The organism is Chryseobacterium pyrolae (assembly GCF_025153485.1).
Classification (GTDB): Bacteria; Bacteroidota; Bacteroidia; order Flavobacteriales; family Weeksellaceae; genus Chryseobacterium; species Chryseobacterium antibioticum.
In genome coordinates this window covers 615,477-639,517 of record NZ_JANZQH010000002.1, presented here as the reverse complement: position 1 = coordinate 639,517, position 24,041 = coordinate 615,477, and the positions used below count along the sequence as shown (strand labels likewise).

Annotated in this window: 17 protein-coding genes and 12 tRNA genes; 28 read left to right on the top strand and 1 reads right to left on the bottom strand. The window is 38.0% G+C overall.

The window, feature by feature from the left end; genetic code table 11:
* Positions 1-29: 29 nt before the first annotated feature.
* Positions 30-740: a purine-nucleoside phosphorylase gene (gene deoD / locus NZD88_RS06280; RefSeq protein WP_259828287.1), complete on the bottom strand. Its 711-nt coding sequence runs from the start codon at positions 738-740 to the stop codon at positions 30-32.
* A gap of 318 nt (positions 741-1,058) precedes the next feature.
* On the opposite strand from deoD, the gene NZD88_RS06275 reads away from it, so the two are divergent.
* From NZD88_RS06275 to NZD88_RS06140, 28 genes are all read left to right on the top strand, one after another.
* On the top strand, positions 1,059-1,448 hold the full coding sequence (locus tag NZD88_RS06275; protein ID WP_259828286.1) for a VOC family protein: 390 nt from the start codon (positions 1,059-1,061) through the stop codon (positions 1,446-1,448).
* A 276-nt stretch (positions 1,449-1,724) separates the two neighbouring features.
* On the top strand, positions 1,725-2,372 hold the full coding sequence (locus NZD88_RS06270) for a hypothetical protein (protein WP_259828285.1): 648 nt from the start codon (positions 1,725-1,727) through the stop codon (positions 2,370-2,372).
* Positions 2,373-2,482: 110 nt separating this feature from the next.
* Entirely contained in the window at positions 2,483-3,616 is a 1,134-nt protein-coding gene (locus NZD88_RS06265; RefSeq protein WP_259828284.1) for an AAA family ATPase, read from the top strand.
* Complete coding sequence (locus tag NZD88_RS06260) at positions 3,589-4,332, top strand: hypothetical protein (protein WP_259828278.1); 744 nt, start codon at positions 3,589-3,591, stop codon at positions 4,330-4,332. The genes NZD88_RS06265 and NZD88_RS06260 overlap by 28 nt, the downstream gene beginning before the upstream one ends.
* Positions 4,323-6,704 (top strand): hypothetical protein, encoded by a 2,382-nt coding sequence (locus NZD88_RS06255; protein WP_259828277.1) that lies wholly within the window; start codon positions 4,323-4,325, stop codon positions 6,702-6,704. The genes NZD88_RS06260 and NZD88_RS06255 overlap by 10 nt, the downstream gene beginning before the upstream one ends.
* Complete coding sequence (locus tag NZD88_RS06250; RefSeq protein ID WP_259828275.1) at positions 6,694-8,400, top strand: nicotinamide mononucleotide transporter family protein; 1,707 nt, start codon at positions 6,694-6,696, stop codon at positions 8,398-8,400. Before NZD88_RS06255 ends, NZD88_RS06250 begins: the two co-directional genes overlap by 11 nt.
* Positions 8,393-9,412, top strand: a complete 1,020-nt coding sequence (locus NZD88_RS06245) for a soluble NSF attachment family protein (RefSeq protein ID WP_259828274.1) — start codon at positions 8,393-8,395, stop codon at positions 9,410-9,412. Before NZD88_RS06250 ends, NZD88_RS06245 begins: the two co-directional genes overlap by 8 nt.
* A gap of 888 nt (positions 9,413-10,300) precedes the next feature.
* Positions 10,301-10,373 (top strand) — tRNA-His (locus NZD88_RS06240).
* 96 nt (positions 10,374-10,469) lie between these two features.
* Positions 10,470-10,543, top strand: a tRNA-Lys gene (locus NZD88_RS06235).
* 6 nt (positions 10,544-10,549) lie between these two features.
* A tRNA-Arg gene (locus NZD88_RS06230) sits at positions 10,550-10,623 on the top strand.
* Positions 10,624-10,630: 7 nt separating this feature from the next.
* Positions 10,631-10,702: transfer RNA gene (locus NZD88_RS06225), tRNA-Asp, on the top strand.
* 68 nt (positions 10,703-10,770) lie between these two features.
* A tRNA-Pro gene (locus NZD88_RS06220) sits at positions 10,771-10,842 on the top strand.
* 115 nt (positions 10,843-10,957) lie between these two features.
* Positions 10,958-11,031, top strand: a tRNA-Ile gene (locus NZD88_RS06215).
* 74 nt (positions 11,032-11,105) lie between these two features.
* Positions 11,106-11,177, top strand: a tRNA-Asn gene (locus tag NZD88_RS06210).
* A gap of 206 nt (positions 11,178-11,383) precedes the next feature.
* Positions 11,384-11,465: transfer RNA gene (locus NZD88_RS06205), tRNA-Cys, on the top strand.
* 389 nt (positions 11,466-11,854) lie between these two features.
* Positions 11,855-11,938 (top strand) — tRNA-Tyr (locus NZD88_RS06200).
* 85 nt (positions 11,939-12,023) lie between these two features.
* Positions 12,024-12,095: transfer RNA gene (locus tag NZD88_RS06195), tRNA-Glu, on the top strand.
* Positions 12,096-12,362: 267 nt separating this feature from the next.
* A tRNA-Phe gene (locus tag NZD88_RS06190) sits at positions 12,363-12,439 on the top strand.
* Between the two features lie 57 nt (positions 12,440-12,496).
* Positions 12,497-12,567, top strand: a tRNA-Trp gene (locus tag NZD88_RS06185).
* Between the two features lie 109 nt (positions 12,568-12,676).
* A complete protein-coding gene (locus NZD88_RS06180) occupies positions 12,677-13,162 on the top strand; it encodes a ribonuclease H-like YkuK family protein (RefSeq protein ID WP_259828272.1) in 486 nt (161 codons plus the stop codon).
* Positions 13,163-13,214: 52 nt separating this feature from the next.
* Positions 13,215-13,580, top strand: a complete 366-nt coding sequence (locus tag NZD88_RS06175) for a cyclic-phosphate processing receiver domain-containing protein (RefSeq protein WP_394354155.1) — start codon at positions 13,215-13,217, stop codon at positions 13,578-13,580.
* A 151-nt stretch (positions 13,581-13,731) separates the two neighbouring features.
* Positions 13,732-14,748: an RNA ligase family protein gene (locus NZD88_RS06170; protein WP_259828265.1), complete on the top strand. Its 1,017-nt coding sequence runs from the start codon at positions 13,732-13,734 to the stop codon at positions 14,746-14,748.
* Between the two features lie 47 nt (positions 14,749-14,795).
* Entirely contained in the window at positions 14,796-15,740 is a 945-nt protein-coding gene (locus NZD88_RS06165) for an MBL fold metallo-hydrolase (RefSeq protein ID WP_259828264.1), read from the top strand.
* 240 nt (positions 15,741-15,980) lie between these two features.
* Entirely contained in the window at positions 15,981-16,526 is a 546-nt protein-coding gene (locus NZD88_RS06160) for a 3'-5' exonuclease (protein ID WP_259828262.1), read from the top strand.
* A gap of 118 nt (positions 16,527-16,644) precedes the next feature.
* On the top strand, positions 16,645-17,196 hold the full coding sequence (locus NZD88_RS06155) for a 3'-5' exonuclease (protein ID WP_259828257.1): 552 nt from the start codon (positions 16,645-16,647) through the stop codon (positions 17,194-17,196).
* Positions 17,197-17,434: 238 nt separating this feature from the next.
* Positions 17,435-19,984: a DUF6493 family protein gene (locus tag NZD88_RS06150; protein WP_259828255.1), complete on the top strand. Its 2,550-nt coding sequence runs from the start codon at positions 17,435-17,437 to the stop codon at positions 19,982-19,984.
* Positions 19,965-22,661, top strand: coding sequence for a DUF6493 family protein (locus NZD88_RS06145; protein ID WP_259828253.1), 2,697 nt, complete (start codon positions 19,965-19,967; stop codon positions 22,659-22,661). The genes NZD88_RS06150 and NZD88_RS06145 overlap by 20 nt, the downstream gene beginning before the upstream one ends.
* Before the next feature lie 2 nt (positions 22,662-22,663).
* Positions 22,664-24,007, top strand: a complete 1,344-nt coding sequence (locus tag NZD88_RS06140; RefSeq protein WP_259828252.1) for an SWIM zinc finger family protein — start codon at positions 22,664-22,666, stop codon at positions 24,005-24,007.
* Positions 24,008-24,041: the final 34 nt, after the last annotated feature.

Here is a 24,041-nt window from a genome sequence, read left to right as displayed (position 1 = left end):
ACTGCAAAACTACAGCTTAGCTTTTTTTATTAAAGACTTTTTATCGCTGATTCCAAAGCCAGTTCCATCATAGGTTTAAGGGCTTTTTCTCTTTCGTCAGCAGAAATTTTTTCGTGGGTAGGAATAATATCGGTTACCGTAAGAATCGTCGCTGCATTTTTCCCTAAATGCTGGGCATTGGCGAACAATCCGAAAGCTTCCATTTCTACAGCCGGACAGTTGTATTTCGTAGCAATTGCAGGAATATTCGGGTCTTTTCTGTAGAAAATGTCGCTGCTGTGTACATTGATCGATTTGGTGGCTAAAGAAAGCTCCTGAGCGGTTTCATTGATTGTTCCGAAGATATTTCCCTGGTGAGGAAGGATCTCATCTTCAATTTCCCATGCATATTTGGCATACGTACTTTCGCTGGCTGCATTTTCAATATTTAAAATATCAAAAAGTTTAAGGTCCGTTGTATAAGCTCCGCACGTTCCGATTCTGATGATGGTATCTACTTCATACTCCATAAATAATTCAAAAGAATAGATTCCGATGCTCGGAAAGCCCATTCCACTGGCGCCTACAGTGATCTCTTTACCTTTATAAAGACCTGTATAATAAAAGATTCCTCTTGTTTTGCTTACCAGTTTAGCATTTTCCAAATAATTTTCAGCAATATATTGTGCACGAAGCGGATCCCCCGGCTGCAATACTACTTTAGCAATTTCTCCTTTTTTTGCACTGATGTGAATACTCATAATGTTATTTTGAAGGGACAAAGATAGCAACTTTTAGATTGAAATATTCAAAGGTTTGTTTCTCAATAGACTAAGTTTTTTAAGCATGAATGTCTATCATCTGAAGGGGTCGTGGATCAAAAACATGACCATGTGGTAAAAAGAATCAATAATTTAATTCTCCAAACAAACCTATGAGGTCTAATCAACAATAATAATCAACAGAGAAAACTAGCACACCATTTATTAATGCCAATACAGTTTCAAAATAGAATAACACAGAAGAAGTATGGGCAGGATCTCCTTCCTATTTTAGCGAAAGTTAAAAGATAAACCATAATGAAAATTGAACATATTGCATTCTGGGTGAAAGATTTGGAAAAGATCAGAGAATTTTATCAAAAATATTTTGGAGCGATTTCCAATGAAAAATACCATAATCCTGTAAAAAAATTCAACTCTTATTTCTTAAGTTTTGATAACGGCTGCCGTCTCGAAATCATGACCAGACCTGATATTCAGGAAAGCAGAAGTACTTACGATTCCCAGCAATATGGGATCATTCATCTTGCTTTTTCCACAGGAAGTAAAGAAAAAGTAGATGAGCTCACGGAAATTTTAAGAAAAGACGGTTATACAATCGCCGGAGAACCACGTACAACAGGCGACGGCTATTATGAAAGTGTCATTTTAGATCCCGAAAACAATATCATCGAAATAACAGATTAATTTTAATCTGAAAGAATATTCTGGTTCAGGTTTTCAGGTCGCGTCGAAGACGCGGCCTGAAAACCTGAACTCTAAATCTGTAAACAATCTACCTCATAAGCTTCCAAAACTAAATTAAACATAGGCGGTTATCTGCACCATTTGCCCAATCTGCGAGAGCTAAAAAAAAGAAAAATAAAGAGCTTTATCATTAATTTAATCAACATATTTATGAATTATACATTATAAATAGTATTGAACTGTCAATCATTCACATAAAAATTTTATTTTTGTTAGATGATGGAAACCAGATCCCCATTTTTAGACACTATTTTACTGCTGCGAAACAGCGGATCTATCACTGTTTTTTCAAATCTTCACGAAATCTCAAAAAAAGAAGAACAGGAAGCCGGAGATTATTTTGAAGCAGAATTCGAAAAAGAGCGACTGGAATTTTTATCTACGGATATGAATTGTGATAAAGAAGCTGCGGTTTGGGGAGCGAAAATTCTGTACTATAGCGCACAGCTCTACCTCATTCGTGAAAACACCGCAAAAGATCTGGATAAGCTGATTCCGAAACTGAAATCAAGTTCCGATATCTCTTCCATTTTATCTGCAGATTTATCACTGAGATTTTTGCCACAGATTGCCTCCGTATTGCAAACGGCAGATCCTTATGACCCGTTGGTGAAAATCTTAGAAGAAATACTCACTCAATTTCATTATTCCGGGATTGGATATCCGCTTAATCTGGAGAAAGTCAACTGGGAAAAAGAACTTCAGAATAAGGTTTATAGAAAATTATACCTTGAAAGGATTGTAGAAAAGAAAGCTTATGCGCTGGCGGAAATTCCATATATTAACAAATTGCTGATGGCAGATTTTGGGCTCCATAAAGATATATATTGGCGGGATTTAAAGATCGTTGCCCATGAAGATTAATTTCAATACATACCTTTTTTCCGGAACTCTCGTTTACTTTTTATATTAATCTTATCATAAGTGGATTTATATATTTTTTATTATTAAGATTTTTCATTAAATAAATACTAATGACTCAAAATATTACAAAACTCAATACCGTTCTCAACTACGTAAAAGATACTTTCGTAGGAAAAAATGATGTCGTAGATCTGCTGGGAATATGTCTTTTGGCCAAAGAAAACGCATTTTTGTATGGACCTCCGGGTACCGCAAAATCAGCGATCGTAAGAACATTGTCAAAAACAGTGAAAGACGGTAAAAACTTTGAATATCTGCTGACCCGTTTCACAGAACCGAACGAGATTTTCGGGCCTTTTGACATCCGGAAATTAAAAGAAGGTGAACTTCTTACTAACACCGAAGGCATGATGCCGGAAGCTTCACTGGTATTTCTGGATGAAATTTTCAATGCCAATTCTGCTATCCTGAATTCACTGCTGACTGCTCTGAATGAAAAGATCTTTAAAAGAGGAAAGGAAACAAAGCATCTACCAGTCTTGATGTTTGTAGGAGCTAGTAACGTACTTCCCGAAGATGAGTCTTTGAACGCATTATTTGACCGTTTTCTAGTGAGAATTAATGTCGATTATGTAAATCCTGAGCTGCTTCAGCAAGTTCTTATTGCCGGGAGAAAACTCGAAAACGAAGGGGAAACAAATATTCCCGAAATTCTGGCAGATGAGATCAGGGAGCTTCAGAACCTGTGTAAAACAGTAGACCTGAGACCCATCTACGAAGTCTACTTAAATACCATAATCAACCTAAGAAATACCGGAATTGCTATTTCAGACCGTAGAGCCGTAAAACTTCAGAACCTGATCGCGGCCAGCGCCCTGATCTGTGGAAGAAATGAAGCCGTACTATCCGACCTTTGGGTACTGAAACATATCTGGGATACAGAAGAACAGATTGAGATCCTGGAAGGAATCATCAACAGAACGATTGAAAAAGATGACAATTCAAAATCCCATCCACAGGCGATGCAGAACAAAACTCCGAATCCGGAGGAAGTGATGAAAGATGTAAAGATCCTTGTGGAAAAATGGAACAGCGGAATGTTGAGTTTTGAAGAACAGAATGTGATCAAAGATAAATTGAGATACCTGCAGACCCGCTGCGACTGGATCAGAAATCCGGAACAGAAACAGTATATCCAGCAAGAAATTGAAAGCTTATGGCAGAAGATCCTTCAAACTGTATAAAAGAATTCTGGGCAGAACTTCCCTGGGCCGACGAAGATTTTCTGGGCGCTATCCGCGATTGGAAGAATGTTCAGATTGCAGCAGACGACGATACGGTGTGGCTGAAAGGTTTCACAGAGGAACAGGCTGTATCCGCAGATATCCAGCAGCTGCCTGCTTGTATCCTGTACGAACTGCGTGATGGACTTCTGTTTAAAAAAGAAGCATTGGTACCGAGCAAAAAAATGAGAACGGCTTTGCTTTGGTCACCGATAGATAAAGCGCTGCGTCTTACTTTTCCTGCTTCTAATAATAATTATTTTGGGATCAGCGAAAAAGTGGAGGTTAGATTGAAACCGGGGGATGAAGAATATCCTGCTGTAGCATTGTTAAGCACAATCACAGAAATTAAAGACAGTATTCCTGCACAGCCGAATTTCAAACTGGAAAATATAGAATGGACGGTCATTGGTGATAAAGCATTGTTTCTGGGAACACCGCTGCTGAGCCTGCCCGGAAAAACCTATTGGACAAGAGACGGTCACCTTTTACCTGCAGGTTTTGATTTCGAATTTAAAAATTTGAGTTCCCTGTTGCAGCAGCAATATAACAAAGACTTAGACAAATGGCTATTATGGAACGAAGACGGAACCTATCTTCCCGTTAAGAAAGATGATTTCCGGAAACTTTCCGTAAGCTCATTCCGCCTTACTGAAAAAACAAAAGAATGGATTTAAACGAATATTTCCAGTCATACGAAAACTACTTTTGGGAGTGGGAGACCGACGAGGATGTCGCCGGTGATTCCGGGTACCATGATCATAATCTTGTCTCGATTCCAGGGGTGGGGGCAATAGCCTACAGACCTTATGTGATAGAGATTCTGAAAGAACTTCAGCCACAGGGATGGCCTCCGTTTGGCGCACTGTTGATGGTTTTATATGCGATGCAGGACGGCTATACAGATTTTGTAGGCCCGCTGAAACATACCGCCAATTTTCACAGCATTGGAAATTTTGATTTTACAGCAGACAAGAGTATTGAGTTTCTTGAAAGACTGAAATCCCTAAATAAAGCCTATAAACACGGACAGAACAGAATTGTATTGCTTCAGACCCTTTTTCAGGATGCCCACAACAGAATGGCTCCCGGCAAAGCAGAAATGATTCTTACGATCTACTACAAAAGACCCCATATGCTGGCGGCAAGTGCTGAGAAAAAATATGCAGGACCGTCCGCCATTAACAGAGACCTGAGTGCACTTGATCTGTTAAATGAAAAATTTCCTACCGTACAGTCTATCGTTGATGCCATGCGGGATCACATTGATGAACCTGAACTGGATGATGAAGTCGTAGAGGAAGAAACCACTGTAGAAACGGATAAGGATTTTATCCAGCAGCTGATCGAAGAGCCGAAAACCTTTCAGGTGGGAAGTCTCATCAAAAGAATCTGGAGCGGACTGAGAATTCCTATGCGTCATCTGTCTCCCGGAGAACAACCCATTGGAGGAATTTCCGATATGGCAAATAAAGGGGATCTCCACAGAATGCTGCTTTCTGAATTTGCCAATGAAGATGAAGTTTTCATGAACCGGATAGCGAATAATGAAGCACTCTACATTCAAAGAGAAATACCACCGGAGGAAAATATTTTTGAGCGTATCATTTTAATTGATACTTCCCTGAGAAACTGGGGAACACCTAAAGTGCTGGCCTTTGCATCGGCCATTGCAGTGATCCGGCATCCAAAAGCCCATTCAGAATGTAAGGTTTTTGCTTTGGGGCAGGCAGGGTTACCGGTATCTCTTGATAAAACGGAAGATGTTATTGAAAACCTGAATCAGGTGAGCCCGGTTCTGGAAGTTTCAGAAACGCTGGGAAAGTTTTTTAACGAAGAGCATCCTGAGAAAGATCTTGAAGTTTTCTTCATTACCCATCAGGAAAATCTTGCTGACGAAAAAGTAAGGAAAGTGATCCACGAAAACAGGGACCGACTTAAATTCCTGATCACCACAAACTCAGACGGCGAACTGAATTTTTATAAACACCATAAAGGAGCCCGGAAACATATCCAGAAAATAAAACTTCCTCTTCAGGAATTGTGGGCGAACCCACCTCAGCGTAAGCTGAAAGCGACTACCGTTAATGGTAAGAAAACGGATCTTCCACAGAATTATCCGATCCTGTTTCCAACACCATCCAATAAAATCGCCCAGTTTTTATATGAAGGTGAATTTTATATTTTAAGCTCAAAAAAGCAGTTGCTTAAAACCTATCTTTCCGATAATTATTATGACCGAAACTCCTATGACTATTACAAAACCTACCATGGATGTGAAGTCTTGATCGAAGATATTTCTGTAAAACCAAGAGGACAGTTTGCATTGGCAAAAAACAGGCAGCAACAGTTTATTCTCTGCCAGTATCAGCCGGATAAAAAACTGATTTCAAAACTGAATCTGACTACAAAAGAATATTCCGAACTGAATATAACAGGACTTAATATTCCGAACTCATACCATCTAACCTATTTTGGAAGAAGTTTTTATCTGCATCAGCCAATGAATTCCTCTCTTTATAAGATCAATTTGGAAGGAAATATATCTGTAGAATCCATTTTTAATGAGGACCGTGAAATAGATAAAAACATTGCGAAAGCTGAAACAGAAGTTGCCAAACTGAACAGGAGCGGGATGAAGATCATCAGCAATTTCAACAGAATGGGGATCAATGAAAATCATAATTTGGTGATCTCAGGAAATGAATTGTGCAGTTTATATGACAACTCACTGAATCTTTATAAAAACAGATGTACCGTTACTATTCTTGCAGAGCAAAACAAAAATAAATTTACATTTCAGGACGGCAGTGAGGTGATTACAGATTCCCGTGGAATGCTTACCTTTAAAAGCAGCAACACCGGGATTCCTACGTTTTATATTCCCTCTACAGAATATGGTTTCCTTGCATTGGCTACGGGTACCGAGTACGGAGGCTCGGAATATTATCTTCCCCAACAGACCTTGCTGAAAGTAAAGACCCTGGAAGAAATGTATTCCCAATATTTAACAGCGTTTATTGATCAGATTTTGGATTATGGAGCTTAGAATAAAACCCTTTCCGAAAAATACATATCCTAAAAAAGGGCTTTTGATCAAAAATCCTTCACCAAAGGTATGGCTTCATGAAATGGAGATGTTGGGAATAGATCTCAATAAAATAAAATCTTATGCTGTTCCTGCAGATGAGCCGAATGTTCTGTACGGATGTTTGCTGGTATTTCTTGATGAAGCTCCACAGGAAATTGGAAGGAATGCGTATTTCCAGTGTGTAGATGATCAGCTTTTTATCCCTGAAAATACTATATTTTATCCTAAGATCAATGCGGAAGACTGGAAGTCTGGGGGGGCAAAACTCATGATCATGCATCCTGAGTTTGGATTTGTAAAACTGACAGAAGAAATAGACTGGCTTTCTGTGATACAGGAACCTGACATAGCACAGGGAAAAGTAAGAAAACCGTCGAATGGGGTGAAAACGCCTCAGCATATTGAAAGCTTTACAGTTGAGATGGACGACGAAAAAATTCTGGCCGCCCTTCAGCAACCTAAGAGCGAAGAAGAATGGATGAAAAACCTGCCTTTTGACCTGAAGAAAGTGATGGCCGGGAATAAAAAAGAAATCGAAAAGTATTTAAAATATATAGAGAAATATCCTGACAGAGCTGTAGAACTGGGAGTGCCATTGGATATTATGGGAACTTCACGTGGGGACGGCTTTGGAAAATTTACTTTTGGAGACAACTGGCTGAGTACCCTGTTCGGGGGTTCCGGAGATAAAAAAGAAACCGTAGGAACCCGAAATTTCCGCAGGATATTCTGGGCAGTTGTTGTGATTGCTATACTTTTCAGAATTTTTATGCCTTCTGATAAAGACAGGACCCTGAAAGAAGATTTTCTCGTTTCATCCGGAAAAATTATGAACGGGACAGATCAAGCCCGGGCAGATATGATTGCTTACCAATCCGGAGTAACGGATATTGACATGAAAATTGATTCCATTTACGGAAAAACAAGAAAAAAATTGTCCCGTGAATATACTGCCGCAGGAGCTGCCATGTCAAAAGATAAAAACGAAAGGGAACAATATAAAAAATCCGGAGGCAGAAATCTGGGTGAGGTAGGTAATGACATTGAAAAACTCAACAGCAGGGAACAGAACAGCCGAGATTCTCTGAAAATCGTTTACTCAAAAAAAATAACGAAACATTTGGTTCAGCAGGAAGCCACCATGAAACGTCGCATTTCAGACTCACTGAAACAGTATAGTAAGGGAGAGCATGTGAACGGAGAAGTGGTGAAATTTGTTTTAAAGAAAAAACAGGTACTCATGGCAGATTCTCTCGGTCGATTGTATGGAACGCTTGATATGATGCAGCTTCCTCCAACTCCCGTTAAAGATTCAAAAATAGGAAAGCTCGAGTCCGATGACAGCAGTTCCCCTGAAAAAACAAAAGTTTCAGATATCCTGTACCTTGTGATTTTTATGTTTGGAGCTGTAGGAATTTATTCTTTCATCTTCAAAAGGAAATCATTAAACCTTGGTGGAGACAGTGTTCCGCTTTGGGTGAAGATTATTTTGTCGGTATTTCTTGTTGCCATGCTGGTGTATCTGTTTTATCCACTGATAAAGATGTTCGGATACAACTGGTTTGTATGGATGCTGGTGATCTGTGTGATCCTTCTTCTTTACCGACTGTTCAGCGAAGACAAAACCATTTTAAACCCTGACAACGATGAATAAACAGAAATTTATAGACAAATTCCTGATCGCATTTATGATTCTGGCGGTGTTTAAGATCATAGGGATTGCCGCACAGTTATTCCACGAAAGCTTTTGGAGTGTTGTAGGGACGCTGGCGATTTTCCTTGTGGTAGCCTTTATTATCTTGATCATTATTACTGCTTTAAAAGACAAAGAACAGAACAGGAATAATTCCGGCAAACGAGGTTCCGGGGGTGGGAATTTCTATCTTGAAGCCTCCCTGTTTGACCGGATCCGAAGTAAATACGAAGAACTTGCTGAAAAATATATCGCTGAAAAAGATTACAAAAAAGCAGCAAAAGTATATATGAATTTGCTTCAGGATAATTTCCGCGGGGCGAAAACACTGGAAGACGGAGGTTTCTACAATGAAGCGGCAGCGGTGTATCTTAAAAAACTAAACAATAAATCAGAAGCTGCATCATGCTATGAAAAAGCAAAACAGTACAAAAGAGCCATCGATCTGTACAAAGAAATGCAGCAGAAAGAAAAAGTAGGGGATTTGTATAAGGAACTCAACGATCTCAATAATGCTCATAATTATTATCAAATGGTTGTAGATGACTATACAGCCAACAGTCAAATGGTAAAAGCTTCTCTGGTGTACAGCAAGAAAATGGAACAGCCTGAGGAAGCTCAAAAAATATTGCTGAAAGGATGGGGTGAAGATAAAGATGCATTCAACTGTCTGAATAATTATTTTGCCAATGTTTTTGATGTCGGAAAACTAGAGACGGAAATTCAAAAACTTTATCAGAAAACCCCTTCCTATAAAAAGACCATCTACCTTGAGGCGATGAAACATGAGTTTAAAAAAGATCCTAAGCTACAGCCTGTAACACGGAGTATTGCGTATGAAATTATTGCAGAAAAAGTCGGAACCCGATCTGAAATTATTAATGAACTGAAATATTTTAATCCCGATGACAGTGTGATCCTAAAAGATATTTCAAGGTTTAAAACGGGAAGGAATAAGATGTTGAGGAATTGAAAAATTTAAAGGATTTAAAAATTCAAGAATTAAAAGAGTACAGGAAATCACTTACCGATAAAATAGAGGGTGGCTGAGGTACTCGAAGCTACCGTCTTAAAACCCCTTAATTCAACAATTTTCACATTTAAACTTAGTGAAGCAAAATATTATTTTCATTACTGAAAAACAATTTTTCATATCTTTGCGCCAGAAAATTATGATACTACAAAGAGCACATATCAATGTAAATCTATGCGATAGCCCTTCAATAAAAGGATTATTCGGATACGAATGGATGATATGGAATGAGGCGAAATGTGCTTACTTTGAAAATTATTTACAATAAACCCGTAAGAATTTAAACAAAATACCGCAGAAACGCCTCGATAACTCGAGGCGTTTCTTGTGTTTTAGGCCATAAATTATTTAGAATGAAAAAAAATAACCATACAAACAAACAATTTTTAATTAACAATGTCAATTTAATACGATAAATAAGAGTGATAAGTAACCCGATGAGAGACAGTCATTTAGGTATTTAAGAGATCCGCAGGATATTGCGGACGGTTATTCTATATGCTTAAATTGCTATATAAACTATTGATTATCAATTGATTAAAAGAAAAATAAATTTGCAGATTAAAAAATTTCATACTTACTTTGCAACCGAAAATTGAAAGCAACAGGTTTTCAGGATTCAAAAACTTTTTAAATAACAAGAATATAATGAAACAATTACATAACATATCTAATCAGTATTCAAGACTACACGGACAGGAGCCGAAAGGATATGCATGTATTCTGGATAGTGAATTTATAGATAAAAGGTGCTTATATACGTAGGTCTCAGTGATCTGACACGTCAAAATATATACAGCACCTCCCGAAAAGAGGTGCTTTTTTTATGGTTTCTTTAGCTTATTTGGTAAAGCGTCGGTCTGTGGAACCGGAGAACCGGGTTCGATCCCCGGAGATACCCCAAAATAAATAGGAATAATAAATCTTGTTAAGTGTGAATGGTCAATTTAAAGTGACAAGAAAAGCGAATTGACAATCGACCATTCATTAAAAAAACAATCTCATAGCTCAATTGGTCAGAGCACCGGTCTTTTAAACCGGGGGTTGAAGGTTCAATTCCTTCTGGGATTACAAAATAGTTCTGTAGCTCAATTAGATAGAGCGTTGGTTTTCTAAACCGAAGGGTAGAGGTTCGATCCCTCTCAGAATTACAAAAAAGGTCTATTGAGGTAAAGGCTAATCTGCCCGACTGTCTCTTGGGCACTGCGGGTTCGATTCCCGCATAGACCGCAAGGTTCAAAGAACATTTTAGCTCCGGCTGTCTCCCGGAAAAGAAATTGGAAACTGAACCTGAAAAACTGGAAAGATAACGGTGGTTGTTTACCCGTCTTGGACGCGGGAGGTCGCAAGTTCGAATCTTGCTTTCCAGACAAGTTTTGCAGGTGCAAAAGTGAATGGTGAATAGTGAATTTTACGTTGCAAGTGAATTTTTAAAAATCGACAGTAAAACGAATTGACAATTGACCATTCACACACAAAAAAAACAATTTCGTAGCTCAAGTGGTTAGAGTATCGGTCTGATACACCGAAGGTTGAAGGTTCGAGTCCTTCCGGAATTACAAAAGATGTTAGAGATTAGAAATGATAGTACGTCGAATAATTATCATTGATCAAACATCATTAATCAATTATTGATTTCGTAGCTCAATGGTAGAGCGCCGGTCTGTTAAACCGGAAGTTGAAAGTTCGAATCTTTCCGGAATCGCAGATAACTAAATGTTAATTGTTTCAAAAGAGAAGAAATAAGGTGTGTCAAGAGCAGAAGATCTTTACACCAAATATGGAAAATACCGACAGCCTTTTTCTTTTTTTATTGAGAAGTTAGATGTTAGAAACTAGAAGTTAGGAGGGGTGTAAATTCACTATCAACTATCGATCATCAATTATCAATTATCATTTATAATCCTATCTGATGGTTCGCCGAAGTGGAAGAGTCGGGGCGGTCTGCAAAACCGTTGCATAAGCTGAGTGGGTTTGAATCCCATAGCCATCTCAAATAACTAAAATGAGATTAGTTCCGGAGAAAAAGTAAAAGTTTGTCGAGCGAAGACGTTCTTATATCAAACAAAAAATTAAGACAGGCTTTGTTTTTCTTCAAAATAGGAATTAGAAGTTAGAGGTTAGAAATTAGAAGTGGCAGAGAGTTGTAAATCTCGGATCATGTATCAACTATCAGTAATCATATATCATTTATAAAAATTAGTTAGTTCAGAAGAAAAAGTAAAAGTTTGTCGGGCGAAGAAGTTCTTATATCAAACAAAAAATTAAGACAGGCTTTGTTTTTCTTCAAATAGGAATTAGAGATTAGAGATTAGAAATTAGAGATTAGAAGTTAGAAATTGCTCATTACTAATTGCTTATTACCTATTACTCATTATACTGGGAAGCGCGCCGGAGTTGGAGAGTCGGGGCAGACTGTAAATCTGTTGCTTTATTGCTGAGTAGGTTCGAATCCTACCGCTTCCACAAAAACCGCTGATAATGTAAGGGCAGCATGCAGGAAAAGTACTCTTGTTGTTCAGGTTCGACTCCTGGTCAGTTGGTTTAAAATGCTCTATTCGTCTAACGGTTAGGACGCCTGCCTTTCGAGCAGAGGATAAGGGTTCGATTCCCTTATAGAGTACAGACGTGAATGGTCAGAAGTCAATAATGAATGATTAATACCATGAAAGTTCAGATTGAGAAATAAATTGATACGATCATTCACAGAAAAACAGGAAAGAGAAAGGTTTGTCGAGCGCAGAAGATCTTACAAACACAAACTACAGGCATAGTTTATATAAGTACAAGCCTTCTCCAACCTTAATTCATAAATGATGAATGATAAATTATCATTGATAAAAATTTACGTTTTTAAAAATGATTGATCACTTATCAATAATAAAAACCCGGAAGAGTGGTGTACAAGGTGTTGCACGTTAGTCTGAAAAACTAGAGGTACAGGTTCGATTCCTGTCTGTTCCACCAAAACATAAATGATGATTACAAGATAGTATCAATCATCATTCATCAATTATAAAAAAGACTCTGATAGTGTAATGGGAGCAGCTCAGTCTCCAAAACTGATGGTATCGGTTCGAATCCGGTTCGGAGTGCAAAAAAGTGAATGGTCAATGGTGAATTTTGCTACATAAGTGAATTTTTAAAATTGACAATTCACGATTCAAAAATTAATATTTAAACAAATTTAAAACATGTAAAAAAATGGAAACGCAACAAGAAGTATGGCAGAATATGAAAGGAAATTTTTTCCAAAAACCTATCACACAGCTGGTAGAAGAAGCCATCATCCGCGAACAGGCTAACGGTCACCGCCTGAAGGTATGTGTGGGCTCAGATTCCCACGTTTACGGCGAAGCGATCAGCTATGCTACAGCAGTAGTATTTGTACGTGAGGGAAAAGGAGCGTTTACCTTTATCAGAAAAGAAAGACAAATACAGAAGATCAGTATCAAAGAACGAATGCTGAATGAGGTCAACAGATCCGTAGAAATTGCTTACGCTATCTGTGCCATTCTGGATGATTATGGTGTGGAAATGGAGGTACACGCAGACATTAATACCGACCCTGATTTTAAATCAAACACAGCATTGAAAGATGCTATGGGATATATTCTGGGAATGGGATATGTGTTTAAAGCAAAACCGTATGCATTCGCAAGTTCCAATTGTGCTGATATGATGGTTTAAAAAAAATAATTGTTAACATAAGTTTTCGGGCTTAAAAAATAAAACAATGGAAATGACAAAAAGACTATTATTTCTGGATGATATAAGATACCCGATCGAAGCGTATCATTATACCAGACAGGATATTTTCCTCAGAAAGGACTGGCATATTGTTCGGAATTACGAGCAGTTTGTCAACAGAATAGTGGAAAAAGGACTTCCGGAAATAATTTCTTTTGACCATGACCTGGCAGATCAGCATTATCTGAAACCCGATTCTCAGGAATATACTGAAAAAACAGGCTATGACTGTGCCAAATGGTTGATAGAATATTGTATGGATAATTATTTAGACCTGCCCAAATTCTACTGTCATTCCATGAATCCGGTAGGAAAGAAGAATATTCTAAGCCTTTTGGAAAATTTTAAAAAGTTGTAATCAACATTTTTAGATCAGCGCAAAAAGATTGCGTCATTGTTTTTTTACTTTGCATAATCGTAATATCAAAGATGACTGAAAGGAAGAAGTTAAAAATGATGAGTCTGCAGGAAATATTCTAAGCTTTAAAAAAACTAAAAAAACTAAAAAAATGATTTTCAAAACATATAACTCTATAGAAAATGCTTACCAGGCCCGCGTGATCGATCAGATCAGGTTGCAGGGTTTTGGGGATGAGATTTTCATCGTGCAGGAAAAGGTTCACGGGGCTAATTTCTCTTTCTTTACCGATGGAAAGGAAATTAAAATCGCGAAGAGAACCGCCTTCATTGAAAAGGATGAAAAATTCTACAATGCACACCATATTTTAGAACGTTACAGAAAAAATGTAATTGATTTGTTCCAAAAAGTGAAAACCATTCATCCGGAATTGGAAACAGTAGTGATCTACGGTGAATTATTTGGTGGTGGCTACAAACATAAGGAAGTAGAGCCCGTAAAAGATGCTATAAAAGTTCAAAAAGACATTCAATATGTACCTCACAACGAATTTTATGGATTCGATATCAAGTTGAACGGAGTTACTTATTTGGATACAGATCGGGTCAATCAGATTTTTGAGGAAACCGGATTTTTCTATGCTAAAATTTTGTTCCAGGGAAGCTTGGAAGAAGCTTTGAAGTTCCCGAATGTATTTGATTCTAAAATTCCGGGCTGGTTAGGCTTACCCGAAATTGAAAATAATACGTGTGAAGGAACTATTGTTAAAACTTTGAAAACCAAATATTTTGGAAATGGAGCAAGAGTCATTCTTAAAAACAAGAATGAAAAATGGGTAGAAAAGTCTAAAATGGTTAGAAAAGAACACAAACACGTTCAAAAACCGGCAGATTTTTCTGAAAATGCTCAGCATATTTGGGAAGAGATCCAAAAATATGCTACGGCCAACAGGTTGCATAATGTGGTGAGCAAAGTTGGAGAATTTGAACCTAAAATAGTAGGCAAAATCATAGGTCTTTTTGCACAGGACATTTTGGAAGACTTTGGGAAGGACTTTCCGGAGGCTTTCAGTACCGTGGAAAAAGATGAACAGAAAAGAATCAATAAAAAGTTGAATACTTTAGTGGTTGATTTTATAAAAGAAGAGTTCATGACTCTTAAAGTTTAGTTTCGGTATATTTTACCGGAACTTTTTTATGTTTAAAAACTAATACAATGATACAGGCAGAAATAAAAAGTCTTCTGAGAGAAGACATCAGTATATTAATAAAAATTACAAATTCAGCAAAGCATTATTTATGTGACTGCGGTGAGGCCAGCTTGCTGACGGTGAAAGAAATACAGTCCGTTTCGGCAGTATTTATCAGCCATACCCATATTGACCATTTTTCAAATTTCGACGGAATTTTCAGACATCAGATTGGTAGCGGAGAAAAAGTGGTGATCTGCGGACCTAAAAATATCCATCATCAGATTGAAGCACGGTTAAAATCTTACACCTGGAATCTGATCGACGAAAAGGCCATTGAATATGAGATCCGGGAGATTATTTCTCCTGAAGAAATCAACGTTTACATGCTCCGTCCGCCCTATTGGAACCTGGAATTGGTAAAGACGCAGAACTTCCTTTTTGAAGACGATCAGGTAAAAGTAGATTTTGCCATTCTGGATCATAAAACAGATTCCATTGCTTATCTGTTCAAAGAAAAAGATTCAGTGACCTTTCATGAAGAGGCTTCCGGCTTCAAAAAAGGAAAGTGGATCAGCGAGTTGAAAACAGCTTTTGAAAAGAATGATTCTGATAAGGAAATTGAGATGGAAGGAACAGTGTACAAAGCATCTGATCTTTTTCATTTATTGACCCTTAATCCAGGTTATAAGCTTGGTGTCATCATGGATCATGCAGCAAAGGAAGAAAATTATGAAAAGATAAAAAATGTCTTCAACAAAGCAGATCTGATATATATCGAGAGTTTTTATAAAGATTCTGACCAGGAGTTTGCCAAAATTAATTATCACAGTTTTGCTTCTGCATCAGGAAAGATCATGAAGGACTGTCAGGTGAAAGAAGCCATTCCCATTCACTTTTCGAGAAGATATATGGAAAGTGATGTTATTGAAATTGAAACTGCTTTTTATAAAGCATTTCGCGAAAATTAAACAAACAAATTATTAAACAAATGAAACCTAATATATTTTTTACAGCGGACCATCATTTTGGGCACGCTAATATTATAAAATTTTCAGAGCGGCCATTCGAGTCTTTGGATCATATGTAATTTATAAGTAATGAGTAATGAGTAATGAGTGGCGGCATTGTAATGATACCGGCCCTTATACTTTTTACATTGTACTTTATACATTTAACTTCAATACTTTATACATTTTACAAAAAAAACCATGAACACAACCAACGAAATATTAATCATCGATTTAGAAGCTACCTGCTGGGAAAATGACAGGATTCCCATAGGGCAGAAGGTAGATATTATAGAAATAGGAATCTGCAAGCTGGATTTAAAATCAAAAACCATTTCCCAAAAACAGAGCATTTATGTAATTCCCGAAAGATCAGAGATCAATGATTTCTGTACAAAACTGACGGGAATCACGCCACAGCTCATCGAAGAAAAAGGAATCTATTTTGAAGAAGCCTGTGAAAAGATCTTGGATGAATATGATCCTTCAGTACTTACTTGGGCAGGTTTTGGAAACTTCGACAAGGAACAGATTTTTGAACAGTGCGACTGGCTCGGAATAGAAATTCCTTTTGGTGGAGAATATCTGAACATAATGGAAGAATTCAGAGAGCATTTCAGGCTCCATAAAATGATAGGCCTGAAAAGAGCTCTGGAATACCTGAAAATGGATTTTGAAGGAAATCACCATAGCGGTGCAGACGATGCATACAATGCTGCCAAAATTTTACAGAAGATTTTGGAGTAAAAAGAAAGTAGGAAGAGGGAAGCAAGAAGTAGGATGCCATAAGTGAATGATGTCCAGTATGAACTTCCATCTTCCCTCTCCCATCTTCCCTCTTTAAAAAACATTAAAATTTAAACAAATGAAAACAACAGAAAATATATTAATTATAGACCTGGAAGCCACTTGTTGGGACGACAGACCGCCCAGAGGCCAGGAAAGCGAGATCATCGAGATCGGTGTATGCATTATGAATGCTGCAACCGGTAAGGTCTCAAAAAATGAAGGCATCTTAGTGAAGCCACAGTACTCAAAGGTAAGTCCATTTTGTACAGAACTGACTTCCATAACACAGAACATGCTGGATGATGAAGGGGTCCTACTGGAAGACGCTATGGATATCCTGAGAGCAGAATACGATTCTGAAGATCTGACCTGGGCAAGCTACGGCAATTATGACCTGAATATGCTGCAGAATCAGGCCAGAAGATTCAATGTGGATTATCCGCTGAGCGATGACCATATCAATGTGAAAACATTGTTCGGGCAGCTACATCCTACCGTCAGAAAAAGTGTAGGGATGAGCAGAGCTTTAGGTGAGCTGAATCTTAAGCTTGAAGGGACGCACCACAGAGGGGTGGATGACGCGAAGAATATTGCGAAAATACTTCATTGGTGTTTGAAGCAGGACTAATGTAACAGTTGAAAAATATAATAGTTTAGTAATGGCTCCCTTTTTTAAGGGAGTTTTTTTTAGGTAAGATTGATTATAAAATAGTAAAGATAAAATAAGAATTCCATTTAACTTTTATTCAGAAATGCTTGCAGAAGTCCTATTGAAAGCATAATTTTTTGTTAAAAAAATCACTTTATCGGGATATTTCAATGCCTGTCAGCCAATTTTTATTATTTTAGTCCCCAAGATTGGAATTATGCTTATTGGAGATGAATTGAAAACGATTTATTTAAATTATAGAATCAAGGAAATTGTTCCTTTTCTTATAAAGCTGACCCCAAAAGAAAAGAAAGAAACTGCAGTCATTTTAAAGAAATATTTAAATAAAGACTGGGGTTATAATCACGTTTCCATGCTGGCCACTCTGGCCTGCAGCAGTACTCAGGATGAATACGAAAAATGGGCTCCCGGATATTACGCGGCACCCATACATCTTATCGATGAATTATTTGAATCTTATGTTCCGGAATGGATTGGAAACAGCTACCCGTTTCTAAGAAACATCGACTATCTGAAAGTTCTTGAATGGCAACAGAAAGGCTACCTTAAACTGAATGATGAAGTTTGTGCAAATCTTCTTTCAGAATCACTGGCTTCAGATTATACATCAGAAGAAATTCTTTTCACCTATCCTGAAACACTGGATGTCCACATCTGGTTACTATTTCAGTATAACTCAAGTATCGATTGTCATTATCAAAACGGAAGAAACTGGAAAGAACTTTTGAAAGAGCTTGTCAGTGAAAATAAAATAGACCGCTTCAAAGTTTTACAGTCTTGTCTGGATGCAGTCCATCTTAACTTCTCAAAAGATCACAATACCTGGTTTCTGGAGCTTTTTTCTCACCTTGAACCTGTTAATGAAGAAATTTTAGCCCTTCAGGACAACCTTTTTTCAGTCTTTCATACTTCACAGCAATCTCTTTTTGTTCCGGTCATGAAAGTGATAAATCCGGTGATCGCAGAAGCTGATTTCAGGACAGAATATTTTCTTGATGCTGCAATGTCATTGCCTGGTCTTCAGGTTAAAAATATTTTGAATACACTCCTTCAGATTCTTGAGAAAATAGCGAAGAATGATAAAAAGTACAGCGAAGAAATCTGTCTTTTTTTACTTCCTGTTTTCATGAATAAAGATGCTGGTATACAGATTAAAGCGGCTAAGATCATTTCAAAATATGGTGACCCTGATTCAGAAAATCTAAAGAATGAACTCCAACCTTTTGTAGAATCTCTTCTTTCAGATACCAAAGTGTGGCTTGAAAAATTTATTTCCAGCTTCGAAAATAAAGAAATACAGGTATCCGTTGAAATAGAAGAATCTGCTCTCTGGCATGTTAGCCAGCCTGTTTCTCCAATTAAAACAGTCAGCGATTTTATATTCTTTGCCTCTCAGGTTTTCGGTAACAATGAACCTAATGATTTCGATCTCTTTTTAGATGCAGTGATGAGGTTCAATGTTGAGATCAATGAAGAACAACTTCACCAGTTGGAACCAGCGTTCAAAGCTGCGCTTAAAGTAAAAGGGAGTGTCGGAATGCATCATTTATACGCATCATTTTTTATTAAATACGGCCTTTTAAAGCAGAAAAACAGATCACCGGTACTCAATGAAGCAAAGAAAGAATTTCCCGACCTTGAAAACTGGGTGGGAAAACGTACCCCTTTGATCTTTAAAGCCTATCATCAACTTCTTTCAGGCATATTTGAACTTTTAAAACAGGGAAAAAACCTTCCATTGCTTTCAATTTCTGATCATACACCATGCTGGATAGATATTAATGTGTTGATAGATAAATTAAAAATATACCAGGACCAAAAAGAACTTCCGGTTCCTTTCGATTTGCAGAGAGCAGTTCTGCGTGTAAAAAAAGAAAATCTTGAAGACTCAGAAAAATATGCACGGCAGCAGCTTCACAAAGATTATTTAAAACTTCTAGAGCCTGTTTTTGATTCTGGATATTTTAAAAATATTTATGGAAAAGATGATCTGAACGGCAGTTTCGGCAGAAAGCCGGGCATCAGAAAAATATACAAAGGATATGTTGCAGAAGAAGTCCCGGAGCTTAGGATAACGATTGAGAATAAAGAAATTTCCGCGGAAGCACCTCTTTTGGATCACTTATTTAACTCATATCATGGCGTTTATGATCAGGATTTGATTCGTATTTTATATACCGCTCCGTACTTTTCAGGCTCTGTTTTTGCGAAAAAATATAACGAAACATTATCCAACGCTGTTTATCAGTATGACAGCAGGACCAATACCGAATTTTTAGATGCATGGATGAAGTTGGATCTTCCATTCCAGCCTGTGCATTATTTATTCCTTTCCGCGGCTATGTTCAGTAAGGATAAAACCTTCTCTGGTACGGCTTTTGAAGCGATTATTCACAAGATAGTTTCAGATGATTTTGACATCGGAACATTAGGAATAATGATCAGTGAAAAGATCAACTTCGGACTTGTTCCGGTAAAAAGACTTACCGATGGAATTTCCGGTTTTATCGGCTTGAATTCCAGTCATAACCGGGCTTTTGAAAAACTATTGATATCCATTCTTACAGCGATAAATCATCCGGTTTTTAATCTTAAAAAGATTTTGGAGACTTATTATGAACTGTTGCATCTCAATCAGTCACCCACTGATGATGCTGTAATCGTGAAGCTAAAAGAATGGGAAAACGAAAATAACCTGAAAAAAATGATCATCAAATTAAAAACAAATGAAAGAAAGATTGTATGAGATCCTTAATGAGGAAAAAGCACATGAGATTATTCCCTTTCTGAAGCAGCTTACCGCAGAAGAAAGAAAATCCCTGGTACCGACTATAAAAAAACTGGACAGGGAGATCAGTAAGATTGTAATGACGAAAAACTCCTACCATACTGCCGGTTCTGCAGATCAGCATTCTATTATAGATATAGCCTCATTTGTCTGCATGGATCAAAAGCATTACGGAAAAAACTATTGGAGTCTTTTCAGAAACAAAGAGCAAACCAGCACCATATTGGAATGGGGCTGTCCGCACTGGTTTTCAGATTTTATCAATGATTCTATAGATGCAGAATTTACCGCATTTGATTATCAGGATATTCTGGGCTGGGCAGAAAAAGGATATGTACAGCCGAGACCTGAGCTGCTTGGCTATCATTTAAGCCTTCAGCCTTATGATCTTGACAAATCTCCGGAAACACTGGAGACCCACTTTTGGTATTTGTGTGAATTCCCTTCAAAATCGCTTCCTTTTAAAAGAGAATGGCTGCCATTGGTTCAAAAACTCGTCGCCGAAAATAAAATCGACAGAAAAAGATTTCTTAAAGAATGCCTTCTGGCAGCGAACAGGAATTTTAATAAAAATGTGACAGGATGGTTCATGGAGGCATTCAATGCATTAAAGCCTTCTGATGAAGAACTTGTCTTGCTTCAGGACGAACTGATGGCAGGGCTGGCTTCTGTACAGTCAAAGGCAGTTAATACCATGCTTATCCATTTGAAAAAGATAGTGCCGGCTGTTGAATTTAAAACTGCGGAGTTTTCTCATTTTCTTCCGAATCTGTTGAGTTCAGAGGTGAAAACGGTAGTTGCAGCCAGCCTGACCGTAACAGAAAAAATATTTCAAAAAAAGAAGCTGGATACAGAAAACCTGGAAATGGCATTGAGTGCAGCATTTGTAAGCAAAGACGAAAGCATTCAGAGTAAAGCGGCAAAGATTATTCAGAGGTACATTCCGGTTTCCGACAACATGAAAGAAGCCCTGTCTCATTATGCCGATAATATTTTAGCTAATGTAAGACCTGGTTTAGTTCAGTATATAGAAAACACACAGCTGGAGCTGGATATTGTCATTCCGGAAAAATTAGAACTGATCAGTGACGAAAGCCAGGTTCAGGAACCCGGAAGCTTTGAAGATCTGATGTTTTTTCTTCCACAGGCCATAGAAAATCGCGGAACATATTATTATGATCTGGCGTTGGCAGGCCTTATCCGTTTTGCTGATGAAGCAGATAACGAATCTGTAAAACTTTTTGAACCCGTATTTCAAAAAGCGTGTAAAACCATTGCAAAATGGGAAGTTCATCATTTTAATGTTTTGCTGTGCAATCTGATTATCAATTACGGACTTTCCTTGTTAGAAAGGTTTCCTGTTCAGCTTAAGAGTCTGGAAAAAATATATAAAAGAACCTGCGACGACGAAGCCACAAGAGAAGCGTATTCCAGTTATCATAAAAAGCTTGGACCTGTTAAAGACATCCACGCGGGTGGGGTGGCTATGAAGCCATTTAAAAATATAGCCATACATGTTTTTAACAAAATAAAATCTGGAGATACCACACCGTTGTTGTCCACGGTGACTCATGACCCTTGCTGGGTAAGCCCCGAAGCATTGGTAGAAAGATTTGAAATCTATCAGAACAAAAATATAGAACCGCATGATCTGGATGTACAGCTTGCATTGCAGCGATGTTCAATGGAAAAAACTTCAGACAGATGGCAGCTTGTTGAAGAGAAGTTAAAAGGCGAATATAAAGAACTCCTTCTTTTCTTTTTTAATAAAAATACTGAGCCCAAAGGAAAATTTGAGCACCCTTCATGGTGGATGACAGCAGGAATAACACGCTCTCCGGGGAAAGTTTTTGAAGAATTCAAAGACTTCGGATATGATGATATTCCTAAAGAACTCCTTACCGGTGCTTATAAATGGAAAACCATTGACAGCAAAAAGAACTCCTATTATCCGGTAGAACTTAATATCAGTGTACCCAAATATCACTTGAAAAAAAGAGAACATCAACTTTTCTTAGAATACTTTGTTGCAGAGCAGAAACATTTTTCCGAAACACCTTCATTCATGTGGAGCTTCCCAAATACCCTTGGAAATGTGTTCGCTAAGATTATTAAAGACTGCCTGTTTTATTCAGGGATTGCGGAAGTCTATGAAAGAGGCCTGGTTCTGAATACGGCACAGGCACTTCATCAGATGAAAAAGCCACTTGACGCTATGGGTTACCTGTTTCTGGGTACCATTTTTCTGGATGGTGACAAAGTAATCCGCGGAACTGCTGCTGAGATCTGGCTGGAACATGTTTCCCATAAAGTGATGGATAATAAGCAATTGGGGCGCGTAATCGGATTGCATGAAAAGTTGGAATGGGCGCCTGTAAAGAGATTCACGGATCTTGTTCAGAATCAGATGCTCAATGTCAGCAAAGACCACAATCTGGCACTGGAAGAGCTTCTAACCCATATTTTATTACAGATGGAAACACCTGTTACCAATCTTAAAAAAATATTAGATATTTACCACGAGGTTTTGGCTTTAAACCAATCAGAAGCCGATAAAGACTTAAAAGAAAAACTGAATAGCTGGAAAGACAACTCCAGTCTGAAAAAAATCTGCAATCTTCTTCTAAAAAAATAGATATGGAAGATACGCTTGTTTACCATTATCAGAGACCATCGTCTTTGATAAAAAAAGATGCATCTGAAGAATTATTTCTGTCCAAGTACAGCGAGATTCAGAAGAATACAGATGCTCCCTGCTTTTTCTGGGGAAATGTCAGTCAGCCGTTTATATTGGCAAGATGCCTTATTACACTGTCCAATATTGTGAAATCCAGCTTTAATCTGTCGCCGTTTCAGATGGCTCTGCTTAAAGACCCTATCGTTACCGCAGGAAACAGCAGGTTACGTTTTGAGGGGTTTTCGCATTGTGCCGGCGTTTATGCCAGGGTAGATGTACTGCCTGACGGCCTTGATGGTGAGTTTCTGGAGAATGGAACCACCAATGTGGATTTTAACCAGCCGATGATCATGGCTTTAGGAAGCATTCGTCCTAACGAAAAAATAGTCCTTTCTGTAGGTGAAAAAGAAGTAGGGCTTTACAAAGAAGAGAAAAAAGTAGTGGAAAGAAAAGTTCCGCTGCCTGTAAAATGGATCAAAGGGCTCAGCACGGTTCAGATCTATCTCTCTGAATCAGAAAAGCTTCATACATTTAATAAAATCCAGACTCAACAGCTGTTCAGAGGAATACCAAAAGGTCCGGTAAAATCAGACTATTATCTGATCATCAGAGGGAATAAGCCTATGTTTTCTCCTGTGAAATCGGCAGATGCGGTTTGTATTGGAGGGCTTAACAGGCTTCGACTGCTGGAACCGCTTCTTCCTTATATTGATCAGATGCAGGTATTTCCCCATTCCGGTATGCAGTCTACCACGTGGCAATTGTATATGGGAAATATCAGGTTCAGTTTTTCATTGTCAAGAGAAAGCTGGAGAGGGTTTTCCGGTGAAGGTGCAGTTTTAGACAGCCTGATTGATGATATTTCTGATGAATGGATTGACGCACTAGATAAATATGCTTATGCCAATCAGTCTTTTAACCCTACAGCTTTTGCTTTAGATGAAAATATAAGCCTGAAAAAAACAGATAACCTTACAGGAAGACTTGCAGCTATGGGACTTCTGGGGTATGATCTTGATGATAACGGGTTTTTCTATCGAAGATTACCGTTTCAACTCAACAGAATTATAGGATTAAATCCACGCATGAAAAATGCAGAAAAACTGATTGCCGAAGGAAAAGTACAGATATTAAATAAAAGCCTGGCCAGAACTGAAGCCAGGGTAGAAGGGACTGGTGTTCACCATACCGTAATTATCGACAACAGCAAAGAGCGTTGCACCTGTGAGTGGTTCAGTAAATACCAGGGTGAAAGAGGACCCTGCAAGCATGTGCTTGCCGTAAAAAAATTAGGACAGCTTTAAATAAAAAGGACAGCTTCATAATGCAAGACTGTCC

Bases quoted from the DNA above. Each gene is read 5' to 3' on its own strand.
- NZD88_RS06275 (WP_259828286.1), top strand. From the start codon at position 1,059: ATGAAAATTGAACATATTGCATTCTGGGTGAAAGATTTGGAAAAGATC.
- NZD88_RS06265 (WP_259828284.1), top strand. From the start codon at position 2,483: ATGACTCAAAATATTACAAAACTCAATACCGTTCTCAACTACGTAAAA.
- NZD88_RS06155 (WP_259828257.1), top strand. From the start codon at position 16,645: ATGAAAACAACAGAAAATATATTAATTATAGACCTGGAAGCCACTTGT.
- NZD88_RS06165 (WP_259828264.1), top strand. From the start codon at position 14,796: ATGATACAGGCAGAAATAAAAAGTCTTCTGAGAGAAGACATCAGTATA.
- NZD88_RS06145 (WP_259828253.1), top strand. From the start codon at position 19,965: ATGAAAGAAAGATTGTATGAGATCCTTAATGAGGAAAAAGCACATGAG.
- NZD88_RS06170 (WP_259828265.1), top strand. From the start codon at position 13,732: ATGATTTTCAAAACATATAACTCTATAGAAAATGCTTACCAGGCCCGC.
- NZD88_RS06270 (WP_259828285.1), top strand. From the start codon at position 1,725: ATGATGGAAACCAGATCCCCATTTTTAGACACTATTTTACTGCTGCGA.
- NZD88_RS06180 (WP_259828272.1), top strand. From the start codon at position 12,677: ATGGAAACGCAACAAGAAGTATGGCAGAATATGAAAGGAAATTTTTTC.
- NZD88_RS06160 (WP_259828262.1), top strand. From the start codon at position 15,981: ATGAACACAACCAACGAAATATTAATCATCGATTTAGAAGCTACCTGC.
- NZD88_RS06150 (WP_259828255.1), top strand. From the start codon at position 17,435: ATGCTTATTGGAGATGAATTGAAAACGATTTATTTAAATTATAGAATC.
- NZD88_RS06245 (WP_259828274.1), top strand. From the start codon at position 8,393: ATGAATAAACAGAAATTTATAGACAAATTCCTGATCGCATTTATGATT.
- NZD88_RS06255 (WP_259828277.1), top strand. From the start codon at position 4,323: ATGGATTTAAACGAATATTTCCAGTCATACGAAAACTACTTTTGGGAG.
- deoD (WP_259828287.1), bottom strand. From the start codon at position 740: ATGAGTATTCACATCAGTGCAAAAAAAGGAGAAATTGCTAAAGTAGTA.
- NZD88_RS06175 (WP_394354155.1), top strand. From the start codon at position 13,215: ATGACAAAAAGACTATTATTTCTGGATGATATAAGATACCCGATCGAA.
- NZD88_RS06260 (WP_259828278.1), top strand. From the start codon at position 3,589: ATGGCAGAAGATCCTTCAAACTGTATAAAAGAATTCTGGGCAGAACTT.
- NZD88_RS06250 (WP_259828275.1), top strand. From the start codon at position 6,694: ATGGAGCTTAGAATAAAACCCTTTCCGAAAAATACATATCCTAAAAAA.
- NZD88_RS06140 (WP_259828252.1), top strand. From the start codon at position 22,664: ATGGAAGATACGCTTGTTTACCATTATCAGAGACCATCGTCTTTGATA.